General features: G+C 73.5%; 25 protein-coding genes. 7 read left to right on the plus strand and 18 right to left on the minus strand.

Annotated features, from left to right (window positions below):
* The 4 genes from ABYE80_RS03335 to ABYE80_RS03350 form a co-directional block, all read right to left on the minus strand.
* Positions 1–981 (minus strand): DegT/DnrJ/EryC1/StrS family aminotransferase (locus ABYE80_RS03335; RefSeq protein ID WP_372788653.1); only part of this gene is annotated, 981 nt, incomplete at its 3' end.
* Positions 981–2,153: a DegT/DnrJ/EryC1/StrS family aminotransferase gene (locus tag ABYE80_RS03340; RefSeq protein ID WP_372788655.1), complete on the minus strand. Its 1,173-nt coding sequence runs from the start codon at positions 2,151–2,153 to the stop codon at positions 981–983. The genes ABYE80_RS03340 and ABYE80_RS03335, both read right to left, overlap by 1 nt.
* Positions 2,150–3,127 carry an NAD-dependent epimerase/dehydratase family protein gene (locus ABYE80_RS03345; RefSeq protein WP_372788656.1) on the minus strand — a complete coding sequence of 326 codons (978 nt, stop codon included), beginning with the start codon at positions 3,125–3,127 and terminating at the stop codon, positions 2,150–2,152. Before ABYE80_RS03345 ends, ABYE80_RS03340 begins: the two co-directional genes overlap by 4 nt.
* Before the next feature lie 43 nt (positions 3,128–3,170).
* Positions 3,171–4,706, minus strand: coding sequence for a polysaccharide biosynthesis tyrosine autokinase (locus ABYE80_RS03350; protein ID WP_372788658.1), 1,536 nt, complete (start codon positions 4,704–4,706; stop codon positions 3,171–3,173).
* A 53-nt stretch (positions 4,707–4,759) separates the two neighbouring features.
* Between ABYE80_RS03350 and ABYE80_RS03355 the strand changes: the two genes are divergently transcribed.
* Positions 4,760–6,190: an O-antigen ligase family protein gene (locus tag ABYE80_RS03355; protein ID WP_372788659.1), complete on the plus strand. Its 1,431-nt coding sequence runs from the start codon at positions 4,760–4,762 to the stop codon at positions 6,188–6,190.
* On the opposite strand, the gene ABYE80_RS03360 is transcribed toward ABYE80_RS03355, so the two are convergent.
* From ABYE80_RS03360 to ABYE80_RS03375, 4 genes are read right to left on the minus strand one after another with little or no spacing between them, the layout of a single operon-like run.
* Complete coding sequence (locus ABYE80_RS03360) at positions 6,177–7,220, minus strand: glycosyltransferase family 4 protein (RefSeq protein WP_372788660.1); 1,044 nt, start codon at positions 7,218–7,220, stop codon at positions 6,177–6,179. The two genes, ABYE80_RS03355 and ABYE80_RS03360, sit on opposite strands and share 14 nt — an antisense overlap.
* Positions 7,217–8,089, minus strand: coding sequence for a glycosyltransferase family 2 protein (locus ABYE80_RS03365; RefSeq protein WP_372788662.1), 873 nt, complete (start codon positions 8,087–8,089; stop codon positions 7,217–7,219). Before ABYE80_RS03365 ends, ABYE80_RS03360 begins: the two co-directional genes overlap by 4 nt.
* 39 nt (positions 8,090–8,128) lie before the next feature.
* Positions 8,129–9,613 carry a flippase gene (locus ABYE80_RS03370; RefSeq protein ID WP_372788663.1) on the minus strand — a complete coding sequence of 495 codons (1,485 nt, stop codon included), beginning with the start codon at positions 9,611–9,613 and terminating at the stop codon, positions 8,129–8,131.
* A 14-nt stretch (positions 9,614–9,627) separates the two neighbouring features.
* Positions 9,628–10,746 (minus strand): hypothetical protein, encoded by a 1,119-nt coding sequence (locus ABYE80_RS03375; protein WP_372788665.1) that lies wholly within the window; start codon positions 10,744–10,746, stop codon positions 9,628–9,630.
* Positions 10,747–10,784: 38 nt separating this feature from the next.
* Between ABYE80_RS03375 and ABYE80_RS03380 the strand changes: the two genes are divergently transcribed.
* Positions 10,785–11,921 (plus strand): glycosyltransferase family 4 protein, encoded by a 1,137-nt coding sequence (locus ABYE80_RS03380; RefSeq protein WP_372788666.1) that lies wholly within the window; start codon positions 10,785–10,787, stop codon positions 11,919–11,921.
* A gap of 18 nt (positions 11,922–11,939) precedes the next feature.
* On the opposite strand, the gene ABYE80_RS03385 is transcribed toward ABYE80_RS03380, so the two are convergent.
* From ABYE80_RS03385 to ABYE80_RS03405, 5 genes are all read right to left on the minus strand, one after another.
* On the minus strand, positions 11,940–13,067 hold the full coding sequence (locus ABYE80_RS03385; protein WP_372788668.1) for a glycosyltransferase: 1,128 nt from the start codon (positions 13,065–13,067) through the stop codon (positions 11,940–11,942).
* A gap of 21 nt (positions 13,068–13,088) precedes the next feature.
* On the minus strand, positions 13,089–14,609 hold the full coding sequence (locus ABYE80_RS03390) for an exopolysaccharide biosynthesis polyprenyl glycosylphosphotransferase (protein ID WP_372788669.1): 1,521 nt from the start codon (positions 14,607–14,609) through the stop codon (positions 13,089–13,091).
* The gene (locus ABYE80_RS03395; protein WP_372788671.1) at positions 14,606–15,169 is read right to left on the minus strand and encodes a hypothetical protein; all 564 of its coding nucleotides are present in this window, start codon (positions 15,167–15,169) and stop codon (positions 14,606–14,608) included. Before ABYE80_RS03395 ends, ABYE80_RS03390 begins: the two co-directional genes overlap by 4 nt.
* A 179-nt stretch (positions 15,170–15,348) precedes the next feature.
* A complete protein-coding gene (locus tag ABYE80_RS03400) occupies positions 15,349–17,376 on the minus strand; it encodes an O-antigen ligase family protein (RefSeq protein ID WP_372788673.1) in 2,028 nt (675 codons plus the stop codon).
* Positions 17,373–17,840, minus strand: coding sequence for a hypothetical protein (locus ABYE80_RS03405; protein ID WP_372788674.1), 468 nt, complete (start codon positions 17,838–17,840; stop codon positions 17,373–17,375). Before ABYE80_RS03405 ends, ABYE80_RS03400 begins: the two co-directional genes overlap by 4 nt.
* Positions 17,841–18,045: 205 nt before the next feature.
* On the opposite strand from ABYE80_RS03405, the gene hemW reads away from it, so the two are divergent.
* The 3 genes from hemW to ABYE80_RS03420 all read left to right on the plus strand — a co-directional run bounded on the left by hemW (position 18,046) and on the right by ABYE80_RS03420 (position 20,935).
* Positions 18,046–19,266, plus strand: a complete 1,221-nt coding sequence (gene hemW / locus ABYE80_RS03410; protein WP_372788675.1) for a radical SAM family heme chaperone HemW — start codon at positions 18,046–18,048, stop codon at positions 19,264–19,266.
* 108 nt (positions 19,267–19,374) lie between these two features.
* A complete protein-coding gene (msrA, locus tag ABYE80_RS03415; protein ID WP_372788676.1) occupies positions 19,375–20,052 on the plus strand; it encodes a peptide-methionine (S)-S-oxide reductase MsrA in 678 nt (225 codons plus the stop codon).
* A gap of 97 nt (positions 20,053–20,149) precedes the next feature.
* Complete coding sequence (locus ABYE80_RS03420; RefSeq protein WP_372788678.1) at positions 20,150–20,935, plus strand: YaaA family protein; 786 nt, start codon at positions 20,150–20,152, stop codon at positions 20,933–20,935.
* On the opposite strand, the gene ABYE80_RS03425 is transcribed toward ABYE80_RS03420, so the two are convergent.
* Together ABYE80_RS03425 and ABYE80_RS03430 are read right to left on the minus strand one after the other, a co-directional pair.
* Positions 20,919–21,428 carry a hypothetical protein gene (locus tag ABYE80_RS03425; RefSeq protein ID WP_372788680.1) on the minus strand — a complete coding sequence of 170 codons (510 nt, stop codon included), beginning with the start codon at positions 21,426–21,428 and terminating at the stop codon, positions 20,919–20,921. The two genes, ABYE80_RS03420 and ABYE80_RS03425, sit on opposite strands and share 17 nt — an antisense overlap.
* Before the next feature lie 28 nt (positions 21,429–21,456).
* Positions 21,457–22,410 carry a type I phosphomannose isomerase catalytic subunit gene (locus tag ABYE80_RS03430; RefSeq protein WP_372788682.1) on the minus strand — a complete coding sequence of 318 codons (954 nt, stop codon included), beginning with the start codon at positions 22,408–22,410 and terminating at the stop codon, positions 21,457–21,459.
* Positions 22,411–22,509: 99 nt separating this feature from the next.
* On the opposite strand from ABYE80_RS03430, the gene ABYE80_RS03435 reads away from it, so the two are divergent.
* Positions 22,510–23,226 (plus strand): FadR/GntR family transcriptional regulator, encoded by a 717-nt coding sequence (locus ABYE80_RS03435; protein WP_372788684.1) that lies wholly within the window; start codon positions 22,510–22,512, stop codon positions 23,224–23,226.
* Between the two features lie 21 nt (positions 23,227–23,247).
* Positions 23,248–24,162 (plus strand): sterol desaturase family protein, encoded by a 915-nt coding sequence (locus tag ABYE80_RS03440; RefSeq protein WP_372788686.1) that lies wholly within the window; start codon positions 23,248–23,250, stop codon positions 24,160–24,162.
* Positions 24,163–24,214: 52 nt separating this feature from the next.
* On the opposite strand, the gene pdxH is transcribed toward ABYE80_RS03440, so the two are convergent.
* The 3 genes from pdxH to ABYE80_RS03455 all read right to left on the minus strand — a co-directional run.
* Positions 24,215–24,877 (minus strand): pyridoxamine 5'-phosphate oxidase, encoded by a 663-nt coding sequence (gene pdxH / locus ABYE80_RS03445; protein ID WP_372788687.1) that lies wholly within the window; start codon positions 24,875–24,877, stop codon positions 24,215–24,217.
* Between the two features lie 43 nt (positions 24,878–24,920).
* Positions 24,921–25,850 (minus strand): S1C family serine protease, encoded by a 930-nt coding sequence (locus ABYE80_RS03450; RefSeq protein WP_372788689.1) that lies wholly within the window; start codon positions 25,848–25,850, stop codon positions 24,921–24,923.
* Between the two features lie 248 nt (positions 25,851–26,098).
* The coding region (locus ABYE80_RS03455) for a sensor histidine kinase (RefSeq protein WP_372788690.1) at positions 26,099–26,417 on the minus strand (319 nt) is incomplete at its 5' end.

Consider the following 26,417-nt stretch of genomic DNA (forward strand, 5'->3'; position numbering starts at 1 on the left):
CGGCAGGTCCGGGAAGCGGGTCGTCTCGATCCCCTGCCCGGCCAGCGCCCTCGCCGCGCGATCCCGGGTCGTGGCGTCGGCCAGCAGGACGAGGAACGCGTAGTGCGTGCCGCGCCCCACGTCCTCGTCGGTCCACGGCACCGAGACCCCGTCGACGTCGGCCAGCGCCGCACGGTAGTCGGCCACCATCGCGCGGCGGGCGTCCAGCTCGTCGGTCAGCCGGTCCAGCCGGGCGAGCGCGAGCGCGGCACGTGGCTCGTCGAGGCGGTAGTTGAACCCGATGTCGAGGATGTCGTAGCTCTCCGCGTGACCGCGGTGGCGGTCCCACGTCACCGACGTCATCGCGTGGGAGCGCAGGGACTTCACCTTGGCCGCCAGGGTCTCGTCGTCGGAGACGACCATGCCGCCCTCGCCGGTCGTCAGCTGCTTGCGTGCCGAGAAGGAGAAGCAGCCGAGCGTCCCGACCGTCCCGACCGGCGCGCCGCCCGTCGATCGGGCTCCGATCGCCTGGGCGCAGTCCTCCACCACGACCAGGCCGTGCTCGCCCGCCAGCCCCGCCACCGCCTCGATGTCGCAGGCGTACCCGGCGAGGTGCACGGGCATGATCGCCCGGGTCCGCGGCGAGATCCTGGCGAGCGCGTCGTCGACGTCGAGGTTCGGGTCACCCGGGCCGACGCTGTCGACGAAGATCGGCGTCGCGCCGACCGCGCGGACGGTCGCCGGCGCGGCGACGTAGCTCAGCGCCGGCAGCAGGACCTCGTCCCCCGGACCGACACCGGCGGCGATCAGCGACAGGTGCAGCGCGGCGGTGCCGCTCGACACGGCCACGGCGACCGCGGAGCCCGTCCGTTCCGCGAAGCGGCGCTCGAACTCCTGCGAGCGGGGCCCCATCGTGAGCCACCCGTCGCGGTAGGCGGTCAGGACGGCCTGGACGTCGGACTCCGGCATGCTGACGTCGTGCACCGGCAGGTCCCAGGCCATCACGCGCCCCCGTCCAGCGCGGCGAGCTCGGTCCGGATGGCCGCGACGACCCGGCCCTGCTGCTCCTCGGTCATGTGCGGGAACAGCGGGATCGTGACCTCCGTGCGCGACCAGCGTTCGCTGTGCGGCAGGGAGATGCCGGGCCAGCGCTCGCGGTAGGCCGTGAACTCGTGGACCGACGGGTACAGCAGCGAGGTCTGGACCCCGTGGCGCTCCCGCAGCGCGATCCGCAACGGTCCCTGCTTGTCGAGGTCCTCCAGCACGATCGGCATCACGTAGCACGAGGAACGCATGACGGCATCGTCGGTGTACGGCAGCACGACGCCCGGCACGTCGGCCAGCGCGCGGCGGTACGCGAGGGACAGCTCGCGCCGTCGCGCGACATCGCGCTCCAGCCGGCCCATCCGGCTGAGCAGCAGCGCCGCACGGGGCTCGTCCCAGCGGTAGTTGAAGCCGAGCTCCGACACGTCGTAGCCGGCGGGCTCGGTCGCCTGCGAGCGCTCCCACGCGCTCGAGGACAGGGCGTGGTCGCGCAGCCTCCGGGCGAGCGCGGCGACCCGGTCGTCGTCGGTCGCCAGCAGTCCGCCCTCGCCGACCGAGAGCACCTTGTTGGAGAAGAAGCTGAACGCCCCGGCGAGCCCGAAGGTCCCGAGTCTGCGCCCATCGACCGCGGCGTCCGGCGCGTGGGCGACGTCCTCGATCAGGGCCAGGCCGTGCTCGTCGCACAGCGCGCGGAGCTCGCGGACGGGGGCCGGGTATCCCGCCATGTGGACGACGCCCACGGCCTTCGTCCGCGGCGTGATCCGGCCGGCGACGTCCTGCGGGTCCAGCGACGGATCCTCCGGCCCGATGATGTCCGCGAACACGGGGGTCCCGCCCGCGTACACGACGGCCGCGGCGGTGGCGGCGAACGTGATCGACGGCACGATCACCTCGTCCCCGGGCCCCACGCCCGCCGCGAGGTACGCGAGGTGCAAGGCCGCCGTGCACGAGGAGACCGCGACACCGTGCGCGCAGCCGAGGTGCTCCGCGAAGGCACGCTCGAAGGCCTCGGTGCGTGGCCCGGGCGCCAGCCAGCCGGAGCGCAGCGCCTGCGCGACGGCCTCGAGATCCTCCGGCTCGAGCTGGAGGTCGAACAGCGGGATCTGCGGGAAGCCCTCCGACCCGCTCACGGGATGTTCTTGAACTTCCCGTCGAACGGGTCACCGAACAGCCCGGCCTCCAGGCCCTCGATGATCTCGCCGATCCCGTCCGGGACGGTCATCAGCGTCTCGAAGCCGAGCACCGCCTTGATCTTGTCGAAGCTCACCTTGTAGTCGCGGGGGTCCTCGTCGCGCTTGACGTAGGAGACGTTGCCCGAGTCGGTCTTCTTGGCGATCTCCTGCACGAGATCGAGCTTGCGGTAGTTCTCGCCGGAACGCCCGGCGTTGAACACCTGCCCGGCGACCTTCTCCTCGGGCGCGTCGAGCACGGTCCGCACCGCCCGGCCGGCGTCCTTGACGTGCACGTAGGGACGCCAGAACTGCTCGCCGAAGACCTCGAGGTCGCGATCGGCCCAGAGGTCACGGGTGAACTCGTTGACGGTGAGGTCGAACCGCATGCGCGGGGCGACGCCGTAGACCGTCGCGAAACGCAGGCAGGTCGGCTTGAGATCGCCGAAGTCGCCGCCCAGCAGCGCCTGCTCGATCCCGACCTTCTGCTCGGCGTACAGCGACACGGGGGCGAGCTCCCCCTCCTCCGTGATCGGCACGGTCGGATCCGCCATGCGACCGTAGTTCGAGCACGTGGAGGCGAACACGAGGCGCCCGACCCCGAGACGCTGCGCGTCCGCGACGACCGCCTGGGCTCCCCCGACGTTCACCTCGTTGGAGAGCTCCGGGTCCAGGGCGCATGCGGGATCGCCGACGATCGCGGCGAGGTGGACGACCGCGTCGGCACCGCTCATGGCGCGCTCGCGCGCCTCCGCGTCACGCATGTCCGCCCGGTGCACCTGGACGCCCTTGGCCTCGAGATCCGCCGCGACGTCCTCCTGGCCGTGCAGCAGCGAGTCGAGCACCCGGACCTCGCGGCCGCTCTGCAACAACTCGTCGCACAACAGCGCGCCGATGTACCCCGCGCCCCCTGTCACCAGCACCGTCTCGCCCATCTCGCTCCTTCGTGGTCGTCGTTGTCGTCCGTCGTCGGGTGCGTCAGGCGCGCGACATGCGCGTGCTTCCCTGCGCGTCCGGTTCGGACGAGCCGTAGTAGTCGTACCCCGAGTCGAGTCCGCGAATGCCGTTGACCACGAGACCGAGGTTCCGGAGCCGGTGACGGTCGAGGACCGCACGGGTGCGGCGCGCCTCGTCGCGGGTGGTCTGGTAGGCGCGCGCCACGATCAGGCAAGCGTCGACCTGCGGGTGGTCCAGCAGCACCTGGGAGTCGGCCACCGGCAGCAGCGGCGGCGCGTCGAGGATCACGACGTCGACCTCGGCAGCCAGCTCGCTCAGCAGCGCGCCCATCTCGGGGCTGCGCAGCAGCTCGGCGGAGTTCGGCGGGAGCGGACCGGACGGCAGCACCTGGAGGGTGCGCAGCCCCGGGAGCACGGGACGCAGCAGGTCGCGGACGGGGATGCCGCCGACGAGGGCGGAGGTCAGGCCACGCGTGTCGCCGCCGAGATCGAACTGCTGGTGGAACGTCGGGCGCCGCAGGTCCACCTCCACGAGCGCGACGCTCTGCCCCGACAGCGCGATGGCCCGCGCCAGGCCGGCCGCGACGGTCGACTTGCCCTCGGCGGGCACCGCGCTGCTCACCAGGACGACGCGGACCTCTCCCGGGCCGCCGAGCAGTCCCAATCCGTTGCGCAGGATCCGGAACGGTTCGAGCGCCGCCTGCCGGTCACGCTGCGTCGTGGGATCGCGTGGCCGCAGCGGGATGCTGGTGAGCGCACGGAAGCCATACAGGTCCTCGAAGTCCTCGATCGACTTCACCCGCCGGTCGAACAGATCGATCATGAACGTGATCCCGATCCCGATCGCCAGCCCGAACATCAACCCGAGGATCGCGTCGCGGCGGGGCTTCGGGGAGGTCGGCGTGCCCGGCAGGAGCGCGCGGTCGACGACCTCCGCGTCACCGGTGCTCACCACGCGGAGGGCCGTGATCTTCTGGAGCGCCTGCGAGAGCTGCGCGCGCTGCGTCACGTCGTCCGCCGACAGCGAGGCGATCTGGCGGGTCAGCAGGCGCTCGCCCTCCGCCAGCCGCTGACGGTCGGCCGCTGTGCGGTACGCCACGTACTCGTTGGCGAACGCGTTCGCCAACGCTCTCGCCCGCTCCGGGTCGGGATCGGTCGCGGTCACGGAGATGAGATCGGTGTCGGCCTCGGCCTCGGGGCTCACCTGCGCGGCGAGGCTGTCGGCATCGTCCGGGAGCTTCAACTGCTCCTTGACGCGTCCGGCCACCTCGGTGCTGGTCACGAGCTTCAGCGCCGTGCCCTGCACCCGCTGGGGGTCGAGCGTCCGGACCGACCCGGAGTCGATCAGGGCCGTGAGGTCGGTGGTCGCCTGCCCGACCAGCAACCGCGACGTGGCGCTGTACTCCTTGGTGGCCGTGAGTGACAGCCCCAGGCTGATGATCAGGCAGACCGCGACCGAACCCGCGACGATCCACCAGCGCTCGCGGAGCACGCGCGCGGCGGAGACCAGAGCAGAGGCCTCCTGCCGTAGTGCGCGTTCTTCCGAGCTCAACTCCATGGACGGGGCATGCTACCCGGACGCGCGGCACCCGCCGCTTGTACGCTGATCCGATGGGCAGCCTTGCGCTCTCCAGGCGACCGCTGTCCCCGGTGGGCATCGTCCTCGGGCTGCTGGGCGCCTGTTTCGCGATCCTGGCCCTGCAGCGGCTGGGCGCGACCGCGATCGCAGCAGCGGCCGCCGCCGTCCTCGCGGTCGCGCTGCTCGCGCGCCCCGTCGCCGCCGTCGGCACCATCGCGACGCTCGTCGTCCTCGTGGAGCAGGATCCGGGATGGGCGACCGGCGTCGCTGAACGGCTCTACGGCCGGATCGCCGGCTTCAAGGCCTTCCCGCTCGAGGCGCTGCTGGCGGTGGCGCTCGTCGCGGTGGTCGCCGACGCGCTGCACCGGCACCGGCTCCACGGCCCCGGACCCTTCTCCGCACCCCTGGTCGTCCTCGGGTTCGCGATCCTGGCCGGTGTCGTGACCGGCTCGACCGGCGGCGCGGACGGCACCGCCATCCTGGAGGGTGCGCGCACCCCGCTGCTGCTGCTCCTGGCGCCGTTCGCGTCCGCCCACGCCTTCCACCGACGACGGGACCTGCGTCGCGTCCTGCGGTGGCTGACCGTCGTCGCGGCGTGGAAGGCGGTCGTCGGCCTCCTGCTGCTGGCCCTGGCCATCACGCCGGTCGCTGTCAACGGGGAACGGGCCACCTACCTCGAGTCGACCGCGAACTTCGTGGTCATGACGTTCCTGCTCGGCGTGCTCGCCGCGCGCGTCTCGTCCGTCCCGATCTCGAAGTGGGCGATCGCCGCGACGCCGCTGGCCATCGCGTGCCTGCTGTTCTCCTACCGTCGCAGCTACTGGATCGCCACGGTGGCCTGCGTCGTCGTGATCGTGCTCATCGCGACCTCCCCGAACACCCGCCGGCTCCTCATCCCCGCCGTCACCGTCGTCGTCCTGGCGCTGGTCGTCGCGTTCAGCAACGGCAGCACCGTCGAGCTCAGCGGGCCGCTGGGCGAACGCGTCGAGCAGCTGAGCCCCAGCAAGGTCCTCGCCAACGCCGAGGACCGCTACCGCATCGGCGAGCGCAAGAACGTGGTCGCGGCGGTCCGCGAGTCCCCCCTCGCCGGGCTCGGCATCGGCGTGCCGTGGCGCGCCGTGCACCCCTTGTCCGTGGAGCATCCGGACGGCCACCTCTACAGCCATGTCGCGACCCTCTGGTTCTGGATGAAGTTCGGGCTGCTGGGCCTGATCGCCTACGTGGGCCTGATCCTGACCGCGGTCCTCGTCGGGGCCCGGATCTTCCGCCGCCACCCGGACCGCATGATCGCGGCCGCCGGGCTGGCCGGCGGCGTCGCGATCCTCGGTCTCGCGATCGCCGAGACCACCGCGACGTTCATCGGAGCCGAGCCCCGCATGAGCCTGATCGTCGGGCTCATGCTCGGGCTGCTGGCCGCAGCAGACCGCGACGCGACGGCGCCGCGCCCCGTCACCCTCGCCTGACGCCCGCGATCACGGCGCGCCACCGCTCCTGCCAACGGGTCAGCCCGTGCTCCTCGCGCACCAGCGCCGCCGCCGCCTCGACGGGCGGGCCGGCCCCGGTCGCGATGCGCTCGAGCGCCGCGACGAGCAGGTCCTCCCGCGGCTCGACGACGAAGGGCGCGTACCCGGGAACCCGCGCGCAGAGCGACGCCGCCCACCCGGTCGGCGTCGTCACGACCGGGATGCCGCAGGCGGCCGCCTCGATCGCGATGAACCCGAAGCCCTCGTAGCGGGTCGGGAACAGCAGGACGTCGGCGGCGGCGTAGGCCCAGGGCAGGTCGTCGTGTCCGAGCGCCCCGAGGTGGTGACCGGTCGCGGGACGATCGGGTCCGGCGACGGCCAGCGTGAAGCCGGCCCGCGAGCAGACGGGATCCAGCAGGTCGGACCCCTTGCGCTCCTCCAGGCGCCCGACGTAGAGCGCGAGACGCTCGTCCGCCGGCAGTCCGAAGCGGGCCCGGGCGGCCGCTCGGTCACGCGGACGGAAGTGCTCGTGGTCGACGCACAACGGCACGACGGCATCGACCCGCTCCCGGTACCAGCGGCGCACCTCGGCGGCGGTCGTGTCGCTCACCGCGACGGTCGTCGCACCGACCGCGGCCCCGGCCTCCGCCGCCGCGGCCCCCACGATGTGCGGCCAGAAGACCCGCGGCCGCAGCGACCGCTCACCGCGACGGACGTGCTCCACCATCGTGCCGTGGTAGACGTGGATGCGCGGGACGCCCCGGGGCGCGCCCAGCCCCAGGGTGCCGTTGCTGACGATCAGGTCCGGGCGCCGCGTCCGAGCCTCCCGCAACGCCGCCCAGGAGCGCGCCACGTGGTGGACGCCCGACCGCTCCGCCCACCATCCGGCCTCGTAGCGGGGGCCGATCTCCTCGACCCGCCACCCGTCAGCGCGGAGCACGTCACCGACGAGCCCGCAGTGATGCTCGACCCCTCCGACGCGCGATCCGGGGCTGGGGCTGACCACCATGGCCAGCGGGCCGCCGTTCATCGGAGCCTCAGCGCGCGAGCGACGCGGAGCTTCCCGTGGTGGCTCCAGTACCCCAGCAGGTAGCGCACCCGCTCCCGGGCGAAGCGCCGCTGCGTCGCCTTCGGCGGACCCGCGAGCCCGTGCTCGTGCAGCCAGTCACCGTGCCGGTCGAGGAATCGCTTCGTGTTGCGCACCGACGACAGCTCGTACCGCGCGCGGGGCACGTGCACGCCGCCCGGCCAGCGCTGGAGCTGGTAGGCGTAGGTGTCGGGCGTCAGGATGCTGCGGAACCCCGCACGCACCGCGCTCACGAAGAAGTCGGTCTCCTCCCGGTAGGCGTTCCCCCCGTACCCGGGGTCGTAGCGCACACGATCGAAGACGTCCCGCCGGATCAGGGCCAGCGCGCACAGGAAGGGCGTCTCGAGGTCGCGGGCCGGGAAGCGCGTCACCTGATCGAGCTCGATGTGCTCGACGGTGTCGCGCCGTGCCTCGGCGAGCGCCTCCTCGATCGGACGGCCGTCGGTGAACAGCCAGGGCGCGCTGACGATCTGCGCGTCGTGTCGCCGGGCCGCGGCGAGCAGCTTGGTCACCATGTCCGGCGGGAGCCGGCAGTCGTCCTCGCCGAACATCACCCAGTCCCCGCTGGCGTGCTCGACACCGACGTTCCTGGCGCCGGGGGGACCGAGCCGTCCCGAGGTCCGCACCACCCGCAGACGAGGGTCGTCGATGGTCGCCAGCCACTCCTGGGTGCCGTCGGTCGACCCGTCGTCGACCACCACGATCTCGTCGACGCCCTCGACGGCGAGATCGAACGGCATGGTGTCCTTGAGTGCCGGGAGCCGCTGGTAGGAGGGGACGATGAGCGAGACGCTCGGACGGTCGGCGGGCACCCGCGGATCGTAACCGGCCCGGTTCTCGCGACCGGCGGCCTAGGCTTCGGGAGACCGGCGCAGGGAGCGGATCTCGTCGGGTCGCACCGCCCCCGACACGAGCGCCGCGCCGGCGTACGCGGCGGTCGAGATCACCAGGGCCGGGACGAGCCCCAGCGGACGGGACGCGTAGGCGGCGCCGAACATCGCCGCTCCGGAGACCAGCACCGCCGCGATGCGGCCCAGGTCCAGCCCGGCCCCCAGCCGTGAGAGCCCGGTGCCCAGCAGCAGCATCATGGTGAGCGACTCCGTCGCGAGCGTCGCCCACGCCGACCCGTAGGCCCCGTGCGTGGGGATGAGCAGGAAGTTCAGACCGAGGTTGAGGAACGCGCCGATCGCCGCGTAGATCGTGATCCTCCAGCGCAGGCCGAGCACGGGTGCCAGGAACCCCGCGAGGGTGCCCAGGCAGATCGGGATGAAGGAGGCCATCAGGAGGGGCAGCAGGCCGGACGCGCGCGCGAACTCGGCACCGTAGAACAGGTCGATGATCCGGTCGCTGAGCGCCAGCGTGACGGCGAACCCGGCGACCGACAGGAGCAGCATCACCTCGCTCGCCCGGCGGACCAGGCGCACCACCCGGTCATGCTCACGACCGTGGATCGCGGCGATCACCGGGAACAGGACCGTCATGATCGTCCCCGGCAGGAAGACGAGCGGGTCGAGGAACCGGTAGGCGGCGCCGTAGACCCCGGCCTCCTCCTTCGTGGACAACTCGATCAGCAGCACCGCGTCGACCTTGTAGTAGATCGTCACGAAGATGCCGCCGAGCCCGATCGGCAGGGCGATCTCCATGAGCCCCCGCCACCGCTCGCGGACACCGCGCCACGCGACCGTGGCGTAGCGGCGCGTGACCCGGACCTGCAGGACCGCGATCAGGCTGATCAGGGCCGAGTAGCCCACCGCGAACCCGACCGGCCCGGCGCCGGCGATGGCCAGACCGGCCGTGATGCCGAGCCAGAGGAGCGACTGCAGCACCGAGATCCCCACCGGGATACCGGGCCGCAACCGCGTCTGGAAGACGCTCATGAGCACCGACGCGCCACCCGCGAAGATGGTGATGAGCAGGATGTAGGTCGTGGTCCGCAGACCGTCGCCGGGCGAGAGCACCAGCGGCACGCCGATGGCCGCGACACCGACGAGCACGAGGGCGAACAGGGTGCGCAGGCTCGAGAGCGCGCTGAGCCACTCGCTCTCGTGCTCGGGGTCCTCCGCCATCCGCTGCATGGCCGCGTTCAGCAGCCCGAACTCGGTGAACGCCGCGGACAGCCCGACGTAGGCCAGCGCCGCGGTCCACACGCCGAAGCCCGCAGGCCCGAGGGTCCGCGCGATGAGCGGCAGCGTGACGAGGCTGACGACCAGCGCGACGACACGGCCCGCCATGCCGACGCCGATGGTGCCGACGATGCGGCGCCCGCCTGCCGTCCCGGCCTCCCCGGAGGTACCGCCCCCGAGGGCGGCGCGGAGCTTCACGATGCGAGGAGCCACGCGCGCATCTTCGCTCAGCCCGCGGCGGCCGCGCGGGCGGCGCGACGGACCGCCCGGGCGGCGGGCTTCTGGCTCCCGTCCGCTCGCAGCAGCCCGTAGTGCTGCTGGGAGGTTCCCCGTCCCGCCGGCGCGAAGTCGCGCAGGTGGTAGAAGAACACGCCCTCCACGATGTCCCGGTAGCGCGTGGACACGACGTCCAGCGCCTGCTTGGTGTACTGGACCTGCCGCGACTCGCTGACGCAGTCCGGTCCTTCCTCGCAGGTGGTCCACCCGATCTCCGTGATCCACAGGCGCGGTGTCGTGGCGCCGTGGCGGCGCAGCGTCGCGAGGATCTCGTCCATCCGGGTGAACCGGGTCCGTCGTGGTCCGCCGGTCGCCGTCGGCGAGCGCGGTGTGTACGGATGCACCGCGACCCCGCCGACGGAACCGGCGAGATCCGGGCGCGCGGCGAGCACGTCGGCCGTCCAGTCGCCTACGGTCCCGTCGGGCCGGTCGTAGGTCGTCTCCGCGGCCATCAGCACCTGCACGTCGGGATTCGCGCCTCGCACCGCCTCGACGCTGGCCGCGACCATCTGTGCGTAGCGCTGCGGATCGGTGCCGCCCCTGGAGAAGAACTCGAGATACGGCTCGTTCCACAGCTCGATCCGGCGTGGCGCCAGGCCGTCGTCGAGACGCGACCGCAGCTGCCAGAACCGGCCCCCTGGGCCGTACCGCGCGGCGACCAGCGCGGCGAAGCGGGCGAACGCGGTCGGGTCCCGGGGCAGGCCGAGCCGCTGACGCCCGGCCCAGGAGGGCGTCTCGAGCACCAGCGGGAGCACGCGGATGCCGCGCTGCGCCGCGGCGGCGAAGATCCTGTCGGTACGGGCCCAGGTGCGCCGACCCCGGGTCGGCTCGACCTCCGCCCAGCGGACCTCCTCCCGGACCCAGCGCACGTCGAGGCGGCGGACCTCGTCGAGCTCCGCCACCCCTCCCCCCAGCGCGTTGGCGACCAGGCCGACCGCAAGGCCCGGGCGCGCCGGGTCGCCCGCGTCCTCCAGGACCGAGACCAGCGCCGCTGCCGCGGTCGTCACCACCAGGACGGCGAGGATCGCGGCCGTGATCACACGACCGGCGGGGCGAGCGCGGCGAGACACCCGACCAGCGTCGCACACCATCTATCGTGACCTCACCGATGCGCGCGCTCGTCGTCCTCTCCCACCTGCCCCTCCGGGAGGGCTCCGCCGCGGGCCGCTGCGCCGTGGGCCTGGTGCAGGGTCTGCGAGAGCACGGCGTCGAGCTGGACGTGATCGCCGCCCGCGCCCCCTGGCAGGACGACGCCGCACTGGACCCTGCCCTCGGGGTCGAGGTCGTCGAGGTTCCCGACGCGGCGGGCTGGGGCGGGCGCATCGCGCGGCTGCGCCGGCCGCGTACCACCTTCGCGTCCGGAGACCTCCTGGCACGCACGCTCGAGCTGGCGCGCCGGGCGGACGTCGTGCACCTCGAGGAGGTCGACGCCGGAGCGCTCGGGCCGCACCTGGACCACGACCGCTGGTCGGTGCACCTCCACTGCCGCAGCGCGCGCGACCTCGCCTACGCACCTCCATGGAGCGTTGCGGGACGTGCCCGGATGGAGTACGTGCGCGCGGAGCGCCGCCTGGCCCGCATCGCGCCGAACCTCGTGGCCAACACGCCGGAGGTCGCCGCCGAGTTCGGACGGCACCGGCACGGCGTCACCCTCATGCCCCTGGCCCTGGACCCGGACGCCTACGTCCCGTCCACCCCGGTGCACGCTCCGGTCGCGGGCCTGATCGGCTCGGCCACCTGGGCGCCCACGGCGGACGCCACCCGGCATCTCGTGCGCCACGTCTGGCCCCGCGTGCGCGAGCTCCTCCCGGACGCCCGCCTGCGGCTGGCCGGACTCGACATGAACGCCGAGACGTTCCCCGACCTGCCCGCCCGGAGCCCGGGCGTCGAATGGGTCGGGGAGGTCCCGTCGGCGGAGGGGTTCCTGTCGGAGCTCGCGCTGATGGTCTACCCGCTGGGCCGGGGCAGCGGGACCAAGGTCAAGGTGCTCGAGTCCCTGGCGCTCGGCGTGCCGGTGGTCACCAGCAGCTCGGGCGCCGAGGGGCTGGCCCCGTCGGAGGCGGTCCAGATCGCCCGGGACGACCGGGCCATCGCCGAGACCACGGCCCGTCTGCTCGCCGACCCGGGGGCGCGGGCCCGGTTGCAGGCGTCCGCGCGCGCGGCGTTCGTGGACCATCACGCGCCGCAGGTCGCGACCGCTCCCCTCGTCGCGCTGATGCGCGAGATCGCCGCTCCGGCGTCCTGACGGCGCCACGCGGTCCGCTCAGGCGGCGAGGACCTCGCCCATCCGCCGCAGGAACACCTCCGGGGCGAAGCCGCGCGCGTGATCGCGCAGCCGCGCCTGGGACAGCTCCAGCGCCTCGAACCGCTCGATCGCGGCAGCGAGCCCGGCCGGCGACGGGTCGTCGTACAGCACGCCCGTCTCGCCGTCGACCACGGAGTCGCATGCGCCGCCCTTCCCGTAGGCGATGACCGGCAGCCCGGCCGCCTGCGCCTCGACCGGCACGATCCCGAAGTCCTCGAGCCCTGGGAACAGCAGCGCCCTGGCGCGGGAGAAGAGGCTGGCGACCTCGTCGTCCGACACGCGGCCGGCGAACGTCGTCCGCGGCCCGGCCACCGCCTCGACGCGCGGAAGGTCGCGTCCGGTCCCGGCGACCACGACGTCCCGGCCGAGCAGCTCGCACGCCGCCACGGCGACGTCGGCCTTCTTGTACGGCACGAGCCGACCGAACACGAGATAGAAGTCCTCGGGGGCGCGGGGGCGGTCGAGGAAGCGCTCGACCTCGACGGGCGGGTGCACGACGGTCGACGCGCGCCCGTAGGTGGTCCTGATGCGCTCCGCCACGAACGAGGAGTTGGCCACGAAGGTGTCGACCTGCGCCGCGCCCCGGAGATCGGTGCGGCGCAGCCGCGGGATCGCCGCCTTCAGCACGGCGCCCCCGACACGGCCGAGCTGCTCGCCCTCCAGGAAGCTCGGATCCCAGATGTAGCGCATCGGCGTGTGGCAGTAGCAGACGTGCCGCACGTCGCGACCGGCGCGGTCGTGGGTGCGGACGTTCTTCGCGCACGCGTGGTTCGAGGACACCACGAGGTCGTACCGCGACACGTCGAACGACCGGAACGCGTGGTCCATCAGCGGCAGCAGCTTCGGGTAGTGGGTCCGCGCCCCCGGGATGCGGTCGAGCCGCGAGGGGTGCACGGGCCGGTCGGTCAGCGCTCGCGGCCAGCCGCCCTCCGGGTCGTAGACCGTCGTGAGCAGCTCGGCCTGCGGGAGCAGGTCGAGGAGCGCGACGACGACCTTCTCGGATCCGCCGGGGATCGTCAGCCACTCGTGCGCGATCGCGACACGCGGGTAGCGCTCGGCCAGGGTCTCGGCGAGAGGGTGCGGCACGCGCACGAGTATCGCCGGTTGCTACTCGACGGAGCGCAGCGCGGCGGTGAACGTCCTCGCCAGGATCTTCAGATCGAGGCTGAGCGACCAGTGCTCGATGTACCAGTTGTCCCATTCCACGCGGTCGGCGAGCGACGTCTGGCCGCGCAGTCCGTGGATCTGCGCCCAGCCGGTCATGCCCGCCCGCACGCGGTGACGCTCGTCGTAGCGGTCGATGTCGCGGACGAACAGCTCCACGTAGTCCGGTCGCTCCGGCCGCGGGCCGACGAGGCTCATCTCCCCGCGGACCACGTTGATGAGCTGCGGCAGCTCGTCGAGCGAGGTCCGTCGCATGATCCGCCCGATCCAGGTGCGGCGGTCGTCGCCCTCGATGCCGCCGGGAGCCTGGCCCGCGTCGGGCCGGTAGCGCTCGCGTTCACGCGGCATCGCCATCGAACGGAACTTCAGGAGGTCGAACGCTCGCCCGTCGCGACCGACGCGACGCTGCCGGAAGAGCACGGGCCCCGGGGAGCTCAAGCGGACGGCGAGCGCGAGACCGAGCAGCACCGGCGCGGCGAGCAGGATCAGCCCCGCCGCGATCACGCGGTCCATCGCGTGCTTCACCGCGAACTGCCAGCCCCGTGGGTCGGTGCTGTTGAGCGCGAGCATCGGCAGCCCGCCCAGCGTCTCGTACACCGCACGGTCGTTCATCGCCTCGAACAGGCGTGGGATCAAGGTGACGGTCAGGCCGATGTCCTTGCAGCGCTGCACGAGATCGACGTGCGCCTGATCGGGCTCCGCCGAGAAGGCGACGACGACGTGCTCGACCTCGGCGAGGTCCGCCATCAGCTCCAGGTCCTGCGTACCCCCCAGGACCGGCACCGTCGGGACGCCGGTGGCCGCCTCCGGCCGCGGGCTCGCATCGAGGAACCCGACCGGGCGCAGCCCGTACTCCGGAAGCTGCTGGAGCCGACGGGCGACGCGTTGCCCGACGATGCCCGCACCGACGACCAGGGTCCGGCGGCCATGTCCCCAGCGGGTGCGCGCGGCGTACTGCAACGCCACGATCACGATGCGGCCGGCGCCGACGAAGCACGCGGCCAGCGCCCAGGCGTGGATCAGCACCGGGATCTCCAGCGTCTCGCCGAACACGTAGATCTCGGCCACGGCGATCGTCATCGTCGCCAGCGAGACGGCCCCGAGGATGGGCGCGATGGCGTCGAGCACGCTGGGCCGCAGCCGGCGGGCGTACATGCCACGCGCGGCGAGGGTCAGCATCACGAGCGCGGGGAACGCCAGGAGCGGGAGCGCGGCACCGCCCGTGACCGGCTCGCCGGGCCACCGGATCGTCAGGAGGACCGCGAGCGCCAGCGCTCCGAAGTCGACGGCGGGCCGAAGGAACGGGGCACCATCGCCTTCGAGCCACCACGCGAGTCGCGGGTGGCGGCGCGGCCTCGGGGGCGCGATGGCCGGCCCGCGCCGCTGCAGACTGTCACGGCGGGCAATCGCCGGGGCAATCGGGGTGGGTGGAGATCCTGGTCCAGACAGATCGGTCGGCCTCATGCCGCGTCAGGCCCTCCCGCCTGCCAGCGTCCGAGCCGGCGCGTCGCGACCGCGACGAGAACGAGGGTGATGGCTGCCGCGAGGAGCAGCCCGAGATCCTTGGCGTCGAACGGCAGCGCGCCCGCGCCGTCCGCGGCGGGGTAGGCGAGCCGTGTCGGCGCCCCCGGCGATGAGGTCTGGGTGAACGCGGGCGGCACCGGGTTCAGCACCTGGCGGCCCGACGACTCCTTCGTCGCCGTGGACCCCTCGGACCCGCGTTTCGGCGCCGCCGGAGCCCCCTGGACCGCGCCCGCGGTGTCGGGGGCGGCAGTGCCCGGAGCCGTGACCGCGCCGCTGGGCACCGCCGCGCGCAGCGAAGGCGTCGCGTCCCCGCCTGCGCCGGACCCGCCGCCACCTCCGCCGGATCCACCGCCCAGCAACTGCGCGCCGAGGATGACCTGCTCACCGCCGCCCGGCCCGGAGTAGCCGCTGAGCAGCGACCCCTGCGCCTGCGCGGTCGCGGGCGCGACCACGAGGCTGCTCGCGAGAAGTGCGACGGTGGTCTTGACGTTGAAGGTCACGGAAGTGGTGATACCCGGTTCGAGATGCGGTAACCCGTCGCGAACCCCCGATACCCGATCCGGTTCATCCGTGAGACCGCCCACCCTTGGTATGCACTGATGAGCGTAGCGCCTGCATCCCCGTTGTCCACGGGCCGGACCGGGATCTGGCCGATCGTTCTAGTACGCCTGTTTCCCGCTCATGGCGCCAGCGGCGCGGCGCCCGCGAGGATCGCCCGGGACAGCGACGGCAGGTCCACGATGCCGCCGTCCCTCACGACGTCCAGCGCCGCACGGGCCAGGCGGTCCCGCGGGGCGAGCGCGACGGCCCGGCGAAGCAGGGTCTCCGCGCGATCGCGATCGCCCTGGACCGACGCGATCGCGCCGAGCTGGAGCGTCGCGTACTGCCCGTCCGGGACCCGGCCGAGCGCCCGCGAGAACGCCGCCTCGGCGCGCTCGAGGTCCCCGTAGCGCAGCGCGATGCTGCCCTCCAGCAGTGCTGGACGGTCGCTGAACGGGTCGAGGTCCGCCGCGCGGTCCAGGCGCGTGTAGGACTCCAGCGGTCGCGTCGCGAAGCTCTCCGCCGCCGCGGCGATCTCACGGTTCGCCGCCCACGGACCGAGCACCATCAGGCCCAGGGCGCACAGACCGACGGCGAGACCACCGAGCTCGGCCGGCGTGCGAAGGCGGAGGACCGCCGACCGCGGTGGCTCCGGGCGCGGCACCAGCGCGCAGACGACGCCCAGGAGCGCGAACGTCGGCGCCCCGAGACCGGCGAACTCCCAGAACCAGTCCGCGGAGCCGTGGACCAGCCAGTAGAGCACCGACCCGAGGGCGCCGCCGATGACGGCCCTGGCGAGCGCGTCCCCGGCACGGAGTGCACGGGCCGCCGCGACGGCCGCGGCGATCAGGACGACGAGCAGGATCGCGGCTCCCACCAGGCCGTACTCGCTGAGCGTGCGGAGCTGGACGCTGTGCGCGTAGCGCGGCGTCTCGGTGCTGCGGCCCCGTCGGAGGTACGCCTGACGGAAGGAGCCGCCACCGTGCCCGACGACCGGCTCGTCCTGGAACTGCTTCAGCCCCACGCGGTAGAAGTCGTAGCGGTTGGAGCCCAGCCCACCCACCAGGCGACTTCCCGAGGTCGCGTTGTCGCCGTACCCGCCCTTGAACGAGTCCCAGCCGTCCTGCACGCGCGACACGGGGTTGCCCGCCAGGACCAGGCTCGCGACGAGCACGCTCGCGACGACCCCACCGGCAGCGATCCGGCCGCCCAGCCGCAGCCGGTCGACGGCGGCGGGGCCCGGGGGTCGCCGGCTCTCCCAGGCGGCGAGCGCGCCGACCACGAGCGCGGCCGCGCAGGCGCCGGCGAACGTCAGGAAGGCGACCCGCTCCAGCGCCGGGGACGCGTCCCCTTCGCCGGTCTCGCCGAGGAGGTCGGCCACGTCGAGCACCGAGGGGATCGCCGGTGCCGCCGCCAGAGCGACGACCGTGAGCACCCCGATGTGCCGGACGCGCCCGGGGAACAGCGCGAGGAACAGCACCAGGGTGATCGGCAGCGCGAACAGCGATCCACGGCTCTGGCTGAGCAGCGCCAGGGGGATCAGCAGCGTCGCGCCCGCAGCGAAGGTCGCGCGCAGCACCCACGGGACGCGGGCGCTCGCCGCGAGCGTCACCGCCGGCCAGAGCACCATCAGCCACAGCGCCGCCGCCGCGTTGGGGTACCCGGTCGGGTCGGCCAGGCGGTCGCCCCGGCCGAAGAGATCCGTGGCGTCGTGACCGGTGCCCGCGAGCTGCAGCAGCATCACGAAGCCGAGCGCGAGCATCACGAGCGTCCAGGCGCCCACCACGATCGCGGCCGTGCGCTCGCGCTGCCGCCACAGGCCGAAGACGACGAAGACCGCCAGGTACATCAGCGTGCGGTTGGCGTCCTCCAGCGCGGCCCCGGCGTCGTCGGCCCACGCCATCGATGCGTAGCTCCAGACGGTGAACGCCGCCAGCCCGCCCGCCACGATGCGCACCGGGGCGGGGACGTCTCCCCAGGCGTTGGGGATCGTCGCGAGGCCGACCCCGAGGAGGCCGAGCGCCAGCAGCGCGACGGGGGACCACGCGCTCACCGGGTACCCGCCGTCGTCGAACACCCACAGGCCGAACGCGGCGACGATGACCAGGCACGGGATCGTGACCGGTGCGGCGCGGAACAGCCCGGCCACGTCGCGCGTCGGTCTCACTCGCGCAGCTTGCGGTTGATGGCGTCGATGGTCCGGTTGATGCGGGAGCTCGTCGCCGCCACGTCGGTCGAGAGCTGGGTGCGGGCGGCGAGCACCTCGGCCGGATCGTCCGACGCGAACGCCTTGCGCGCCGACGCGATCGTCTTGCCGTAGCCCGCGATGGCGTCGATGAGCTGGTCGTGCAGCGACTGCACCTTCGCGGGGGTCTCGACCGCCTTGAGATCCCGTACCACCGCGTCGATGGCGTCGCCGAACTGCTCGAGCGTCTTGCGGTCCTGCGCCGCCGAGCTCTGCGCGGTGATCTGCGTCTGCAGCGTGTCGAAGGTCCGCGCGAAGTCGTTCTGCGCCGTGTTCACCGCGTCGACGTAGGCGTTGCTGGCCTCCACGTCGTCGCCCCCGCATCCGGCGAGCGCGACGGCCAGCGTGAGCGCCGCGAGGCAGGCGCAGCGGAGAAGGGTCGGCATCGTCGGCTCCTGAACGGTGGTCGGACGGTGTGATCGGTCGAGCATCCGGCGAACCGGACGCCGGGAAGGGTACCCCCACGTGGGACGGCGGGCGGACGAAGGTCGTGCTCGGTGCGCGATCAGGGCCCGAGCCGTGACACAGGCGACGCGCCGGACCGCGCGGGCGGGCGGTGGCCCGGCGGCTCGTCCGGGACACTGTGCGCCGATGCCCGCCCGACTTCCCACCGGGGACCCGGCCCCCAGCGACGGGGCCCTGCCCGAGTCCGCGGCCGGCGCGGTCGGCCGGCGACCGCTCAGCCTCTACGTCCACGTCCCGTTCTGCGCCACCCGTTGCGGGTACTGCGACTTCAACACCTACACCCCGGGGGAGGCGGGCGCCGACGCCACCGCGACCTACGTCGATGCCGCGGTCGACGAGCTGCGCCTGGCCGCGGAGCGACTCGGGGACCGGCGACCACCCCTGCGGACCGTGCACTTCGGCGGAGGCACGCCGACCCTCCTCGCACCCGCCCAACTCGCCCGGCTGCTCACCGTCGCCCGGGATGAGGTCGGGATCGCTCACGACGCGGAGATCACCATCGAGGCCAACCCCGAGAGCGTGGATGCCGCATCGCTCGAGGCGTACCGGGCGGCCGGCATCGACCGCATCTCATTGGGCATGCAGAGCGCCGCCCCGCACGTGCTGGCGGTCCTCGATCGCGCCCACACCCCGGGACGGGCCGTGACCGCGGCGCGTGAGGCGCGGGCCGCCGGCTTCACCGTGGTCGGCCTGGACCTGATCCTGGGCACCCCCGGCGAGACCGACGACGACTGGGCAGCGACGCTCGACCTCGCGCTGTCCGCCCGGCCCGACCGGATGAGCGTCTACGCGCTGACGGTCGAGCCCGGTACCGCGCTGCACGCGCGGGTCCGGCGGGGCGCCGTGCCCGCTCCCGATCCCGACGTGCAGGCGCGACGCTACGAGCAGGCGGACGCCGCGCTGGGCGCGGCCGGGCTCTCCTGGTACGAGGTGGCGAACTGGTCGACCGGTGCAGCCACCCGCAGCGCCCACAACCACGCCTACTGGGTCGGCGACGACTGGTGGGGCATCGGCCCCGGCGCCCACTCGCACGTCGCCGGCGTACGGTGGTGGAACGTCCTGCGCCCGGCGACCTACGCCCGCAGGCTCGGAGACGGGCTGTCCCCGGCGGCGGGTCGCGAGGTGCTCGACGCCGAGACCAGGCGCATCGAACGCGTGATGCTCGAACTGCGACTCGTCGAGGGCCTCGACGCCGCGCTGCTGAGGCCGCGCGGTCGCGAGGCGGCGCGGCGCGCAGCCGCTGCCGGACTCCTCGAGCGCCGCGCGCTCGAGCACGACGATCGCTGCGTGCTCACGCTCCCCGGCCGACTCGTGGCCGACGCGCTCACGCGCGACCTCGTGGACTGAGCGCCCACGCGGACCGCGCGGAGTCGGACCGGGGCGGTGCTCGCGGGCCCGCGGTCTCCGAGGCGACGTGTTCACGAGCCCGAAAGATCGTGGGAGTACCGTGTGGACATGCTCTTCTCCCGGAAGCCGGCGGCGATCCCGACCGCGCAGGACGCTCTCCCCGGCCGCGACACCGAGATGCCCGTCGCCGCCACCCACCTCGTGACCGGCGCGACGCTCAAGCCGCCCTTCCCCGAGGGCAGCGACACGGCGATCGTCGGGCTCGGGTGCTTCTGGGGCGCCGAGCGCCTCTTCTGGCAGACGCCCGGCGTCATCACCACCGCCGTCGGCTACGCCGGTGGATCCACCCCGAACCCGACGTACGAGGAGACGTGCAGCGGCGGGACGGGGCACACCGAGGCCGTCCTGGTCGTCTTCGATCCCAGCGTGGTCTCCTACGAGGAGATCCTGCGCGTCTTCTGGGAAGGACACGACCCGACCCAGGGCATGCGGCAGGGCAACGACATCGGCACCCAGTACCGCTCCGCGATCTACGCGACGAGCGACGCGCAGCTCGCCACCGCCACCGCCTCTCGCGACGCCTACCAGCAGGCGCTGCGCCAGGCGGGCCGCACCGCCGAGATCACGACCGAGATCGCCCCCGCAGGCCCGTTCTACTACGCCGAGGACTACCACCAGCAGTACCTCGCGAAGAACCCGAACGGCTACTGCGGCCTCGGTGGGACCGGCGTGTCCTGCCCGATCGGGATCGGCGTCCCCGCCCAGCCGCAGACACCCGCCTCCTGACGGCGGGAGCTCGCGCCACCCCAGCACCCGCGACCGGTGCGGCGGCGCCACCCTGCCGCGCGCCTCGCGGCCGCCGCGGCGCGTAGCCTGCGCGCCGATGCTCGTACTCCTGCCGCCCTCGGAGGGCAAGACGGCGCCCGACGGCGGCGACCCGGTCGACCTCGCGACCCTCGCGCACGCGCACGCGCTGACCTCGACGCGGGAGCGGGTGCTCACGGCTCTGGAGGCCGTCTGCGCCGGGCCGCGCAAGAGGGCGCTCGAGCAGCTCGGGCTGTCGACGGGGCTCAGCGCGGAGGTCGAGCGCGATCTCGGCCTGCGGACCGCGCCCGCGGCTCCGGCGGCCGAGGTGTACACGGGCGTGCTCTACCAGCACCTCGACCTGGGGTCGCTGACGCCGCAGGCCCGCGCCCGTGCCGCTGAGCGGGTGCTGATCGCGAGCGCCCTGTGGGGTGTCGTGCGGCTCGACGACCGGATCCCCGCCTACCGGCTGTCGATGGGGGCGAAGCTGCCGAAGCTGCGGTCGACGCTCGCCGCGACGTGGAGGCCGGCGCTGGCCGGCGCCCTCCCCGACGAGGGGCTCGTGGTGGATCTGCGCTCCGGCGGCTACGCGGCCGCCTGGCAGCCGAAGCGCGCGATGCTCGTCGCCGTCCGCGCCTTCAGCGAGACCACCGGGCCCGGTGGCAGGACCACGCGCAAGCCGATCAGCCACATGGCGAAGGCCACCCGGGGCGACGTGGCCCGCCTGATCGCCCAGGCCCGCAGCGACCCGCGGGATCCGGCGGCCCTCGCGGCGCTCGTCGAGAGGTCGGGACGTACCGTGGAGCTCGGTCCACCGGGCCGAACGGGTGGGTCGTGGACCCTCGACGTCATCGAGCGCGGGTAGCGGGCACCTCGGTCAGGTCGACCAGGCCGCGGGGCGGCCGTCGTGCGACGAGGTACGCGGCGCCCTGCTCGTGCTCCTGCCGTGCCACGGCGTCGACCCCCGGCCCGAGCTTGATGGCGCCCGTCAGCAGGGCCCACACCCCGGCGTCCATGTAGGTCAGCCAGAAGCCGGTGAGGAAGCTCAGGCCGACCGCCAGGGCGCAGAAGACGACGATCTCGGCGAGCAGCCGCAGCAGGAGGCTCCGCCGGCCGCAGGGCGCACGGGCCGGCGACGCCTCGGCGATCGGCACGGACGTGAACCAGGCCGCAGGATCGCGGAACCGCACGCCGCGACGGAGCTTCAGGAACACCCCGGTTCCCGTGAGCATGATCAGGCCGCTCATGACGGCGTCCGCCGGACCCTGATGGCCGGACAGCAGCCCGAACGCGAACATCCCGGCCCCGACCACGACGCCGGCCCATCCCTCCCAACGCAGATAGGTCCGGAACCGCATCGTTCGACCGACGGGAGCCTCGAGGCGTTCAGCGGGCGGGCAGCGTGATGCGCAGGGCCGTCGCCGTGGCGCCGGGCGAGGCCGCCGCGATCGTCGCGTCCCGGGCGTCGGCCGGCACCAGTCCGAAGGACCCTGCTTCGAGTTCCTGTCCGGCGACGACCAGCCCGCCGTCGAGCGCCGCGACGATCGCGCACTCGCCGGGGTCGGTGACCGGTCGGGGACGGTCGACCTGCCAGCGCTCGACCACGAACAGGTCGCCCGCGACCAGGGTCTCCCCGTCCGGGACGACGAGCGAGGGCTCGACGTCGTCCCAGTCGATCGACCGCATCGACTCCTCGATGTGCAGGTCGCGCGGCTCGCCGTTGAGGCCGGGGCGGTTGAAGTCGAACACCCGGTAGGTGGTGTCGGAGTTCTGCTGGATCTCGACGATCACGTTGCCGGCCCCGATCGCGTGGACCCGGCCGGACGGCAGGAACATGACGTCGCCGGCGTCGACGTCGATGCGGTGGAGCATCCCGCTGACGTCGTCGCCACGACCGAGCGCCTCGCCGAACGCCTCACGCGTGACCCCGCGGCGCAGGCCGGCGTACAGGTGCGCATCGGGCTCCGCCGCGACGATCACCCACATCTCGGTCTTGGGCTCCCCACCCAGGTCTGGGACGAGGGTCGCCGGCGGGTGGACCTGGACGCTGAGCGTCTGCGTGCAGTCCAGGAGCTTGACCAGGATCGGGAAGCGATCCCCCCAGCCCTCGGCGCGGCTGCCGAAGATCGTGCGCCGTTCGTCGCTGCGCCACAGCTCGCCGAGGCTCCTGCCCGCGTGCGGCCCGGAGGCGACGATGCTCTGCTCCCCGGGTCGGTCGACCAGCTCCCACGACTCTCCGATGACGCCCTCGGGGAGCGGCTTCCCGAAGATCGACGCCAGCCTGCGCCCGCCCCACACGCGCTCGTGGAAGCCCGGTTCGAACCGCAACATCGCCGTCATCGCCGTCCAACTTATCTCCCAACCGGGGCAGGCCGATGTCCGGGGCGCGACACCGGCCACGGTTGACGAGCACGTCGGCGAACTGGTACAACCAGTCCCATGGCTGGTACAACCAGTACGGCGTCGCAGTCCCCGGGCACCGTCTCCGAGCAGGTGTTCTCCGCGCTCCGTGCCGACATCCTGGGCGGCACGCTCGCCCCGGGCGACGCGCTCGCGGGCGAACGTCCGCTGGCCGAGCGGCTGGGCTGCAACCGCCACGCGATCCGCGAGGCGGTCAAGCGCCTGCAGCAGGCGGGGCTGGTCGAGGTCGCACAAGGCGGCGCGACCCGCGTGCTCGACTGGCGTGCCACGGGCGGCCTGGACCTGCTCACGCAGCTCGCCGGCGCCGGCGTCGACGGGACCGTCGACCCCCAGCTCGGCGCAAGCGTCCTCCCCGGCGTGCTCGAGATGCGGGCCTGCATCGGCGCCGACGTCGCCGGGCGGTGCGCCGAACGTGCACCCGACGCGCTCCTCGCCGAGCTGCCCGGGTTGCTGGACGCCGTCCGCGATGCCCGCCCGGAGGACCTGGGTGCCCGCGAGGACCGCTACGCCGAGCTCTGGGCCCGCGTCGTCGTCGGGTCCGACAACCTCGCCTACCGCCTGGCCTTCAACAGCCTCGTCAGCGGCGTCAACGCCCTCGGCCCCGTCGCGCTGTCGCTGCTCGCCGACGAGCTCGCCGACGACGACGGGCACCGCACCCTCGTCGACGCGCTCCTGCGGCGCGACGCGCCCGCGGCAGAGCTCGCCGCCCGCGCGCTCCTCACCACCGTCCGGTAGCTCCAGGAAGGGTCATCCGACATGTCCGAGCTGATCGCCTACGCCATCCCGTTCTTCATCCTCCTGCTGGTCGCGGAGGCGCTCTCCTACCACCTCCTCGGCCACGATCACGGCGAGGGCGAGCACGGTGACCGCCTGCGGGGCTACGAGAACCGCGACACCGCGACGAGCCTCACGATGGGTCTCGGCAACGTCGCCATCAACGTCGGCTGGAAGATCGTGGTCGTCGCCTGCTACGTCGGCCTCTACGAGCTGACGCCGCTGCGCCTGCCCTCCGACGCCTGGTGGACCTACGCGCTCCTCTTCCTCGCCGACGACTTCGCGTTCTACTGGTACCACCGCGTCGGCCACCGCGTGCGCATCGCCTGGGCCTCGCACGTCGTGCACCACTCCAGCGAGCACTACAACCTCTCGACGGCCCTGCGCCAGCCCTGGGTCCCGATGACCGCCCTGCCGTTCTGGCTGCCGCTCGCCCTCCTGGGCTTCGCCCCGTGGATGATCCTCGGCATGCAGGCCGTCTCGCTGATCTACCAGTTCGGGCTGCACACCGAGCGCATCGGCCGGCTCTGGTCGCCGATCGAGTTCGTGTTCAACACCCCCTCGCACCACCGCGTGCACCACGGCGCCAACGAGCAGTACCTCGACAAGAACTACGGCGGGATCCTCATCCTCTGGGATCGCCTGTTCGACACGTTCGAGCCGGAGGGCGAGCGCGTGCGCTACGGCCTGACGACCAACATCGAGACCTTCAACCCCGTGAAGGTCGCGACCCACGAGTGGCGCGCGATCTGGGACGACGTGCGGACGGCGGAGACCTGGCGGGACCGCGCCGGCTACGCCCTGCGAGGCCCCGGGTGGCAGCCGCAGCCCACGAACGCCGCCGCAGGCGAGGCCGCGGCGAAGGCACGTCCTGCCACGGCCCCCGCCGAGGCGTAGCCACGCGCCGCGCGGTCGGTCCGCCCGCCCCCTCCACGAGGCGTCCGGCGGCTCACGGCTGCAGTCGTTCGATCACCCAGCCGGCAGCGTCGGCGGACTCCCGGCGGTAGCGCACGCGATCGTGGAGCCGGTCGCGACGCCCCTGCCAGAACTCGACCTCCAGCGGGCGGACCCGGTAGCCGCCCCAGAACGGGGGGACCGGGATGGCCTCGTCGTCCGGGAAGCGCCGGGCGACCTCGGCCTCGGCGGCCTCGAGTGCCGCACGATCGGCGATCGGGCGGGACTGCGCCGATGCCCACGCCCCGCGCCTGCTCCCGGCCGGCCGGGACGCGAAGTAGCGCTCCGTCGCCACGGCGTCGACCTCGCCGACCGGGCCGGTGACCCGGACCTGGCGATCGAGCGCGCCCCAGTGGAACACCAGCGCGGCGCGCGGGTTGGCCGCGAGCTCGCGTCCCTTCTGGCTCTCGCGGTTGGTGTAGAAGACGAACCCGCCACGATCGACGCCCTTCAGGAGGACGATGCGCGCGGACGGGATCCCGTCCGGCGTGGCGGTGGCGAGCGTCATGGCGTTGGCCTCCCACGGCACCGCGTCCGCCGGGAGCGCGCGCTGCACGTCGGCGAACCACCGCTCGAACTGCACGAACGGATCCGCCGCCACGTCGGAGGGATCGAGGCTCGCACGCGTGTAGCTGCGCCGCAGGTCACTCAGGTCCATACGGCGCAGCTTGGCAGGTGCGCTGGGCGCGCCGGAGCGCTGCTCACGGCACCTGCTGCTGGGTGCCGGTCGGGTCACCGAGGGTGACCGTCCCGTCGGCCTTCAGCTGCTCGACGACCCGCTCGACCGTGCTCGCCGGGACCGCGAAGCCCACGCCGGTGTTGGCCGCGGTCGTGCCCGAGGTCTCGATCTGCGAGTTCACCCCGATCACGCTGCCCTGCGCGTCGAGCAGGGGACCGCCGGAGTTCCCCGGGTTCAGCGCGGCGTCGGTCTGCAGGACGCCGGAGATCGCGTAGCCGTCGGGGGCCTGGATCGTGCGGGCCAGCGCGGACACGACTCCGGTCGTCAGGGTGCGGTCGAGCCCGAAGGGATTGCCGATCGCGACCGTCGCGTCACCGACCCGGACGGCGTCGGAGTCGCCGAGGCTCAGCACCGGGAGCTCCGTCCCGCTGGTGTCGACCTTCAGCAGAGCGATGTCCGTCGACGCGTCCTGCCCGACCACCTCCGCCTGCTGCTCGGCGCCGTCGCCGACGGCGACCGAGACCTCGCGCGCTCCCGCCACCACGTGCTGGTTGGTGACGATGTAGCCGTCCTGGGAGATGACGAACCCGGAGCCGGTCGCCTCCCCCGAGCGCGACTGCGGGCCGAACGGCGTGTCCCGCTGCTCGGTGATCTGCGCGGTGATGAAGACGACCGCGTCCTTCGACCGCTGGTAGATCTCCCCGGCGGTGAGCGCGTCGCCGGACGCGTCGGCGGTGAGCGCCTTCTGCTCGGTCGGCACCGGAGAGGCCGGGGCGACGGTGGTCGTGTCGCCACCCCCGACGCCGAGCGCCGCAACGGCGACCGCACCGCCGACGCCACCCAGCGCCGCCGTCGCGCCGAGGACCGCCAGGCGACCCGTACCGCGACGGCGCCTGGCCCGCGCCGGGCGTCGTCGCGGGCGGGGTGGTCCGTCGGCCGACCGGCGCACCACCGGGGTCTCCTCCCATGGCGTCGGGGGCGTCGCGGCGGTCGCGGGCGGTTCGGCGACCGCGGTGGTCGCGGCGGTCGCGGGCGGTCGCGGCGGTCGCGGGCGGTTCGGCGACCGCGGTCGTCGCACCCATACCGGCATCACCGGACCCGTCGGCGTAGGGGTGGGCCCACAGGTGGTCGTCGGGGTGGCGGGGGGAGAACATGCCCTGGAGGTTCCCGAGCGACGCTGCGCTGGGCCTTGGGCGAACCTCAGAGGTTCCTGGGAGCGGCCGGCGCGTACGGAGGAAGCTCCACGACGAAGCGCGCGCCACCACCCTCGGCGTTCTCGGCCCGCACGGCGCCCCCGTGAGCGTCGACGATGCCGGCCACGATCGCCAGCCCCAGCCCGGCGCCGGCCGGACCCTGCTTGCGGCCGCCCCCGCCGGTGCGCCAGAAGCGCTCGAACAGCGATGCGGGGTCGTCGGACGGCAGGCCGGGCCCGTGATCGCGCACCACGAGCGCGACGTGTCCGTTCGACGGGTCGGAGGACGCGCTGACGTCGATCGGTGACCCTGGCGGCGTGTGCACC

Source organism: Paraconexibacter sp., assembly GCF_041602235.1.
Classification (GTDB): Bacteria; Actinomycetota; Thermoleophilia; order Solirubrobacterales; family Solirubrobacteraceae; genus Paraconexibacter.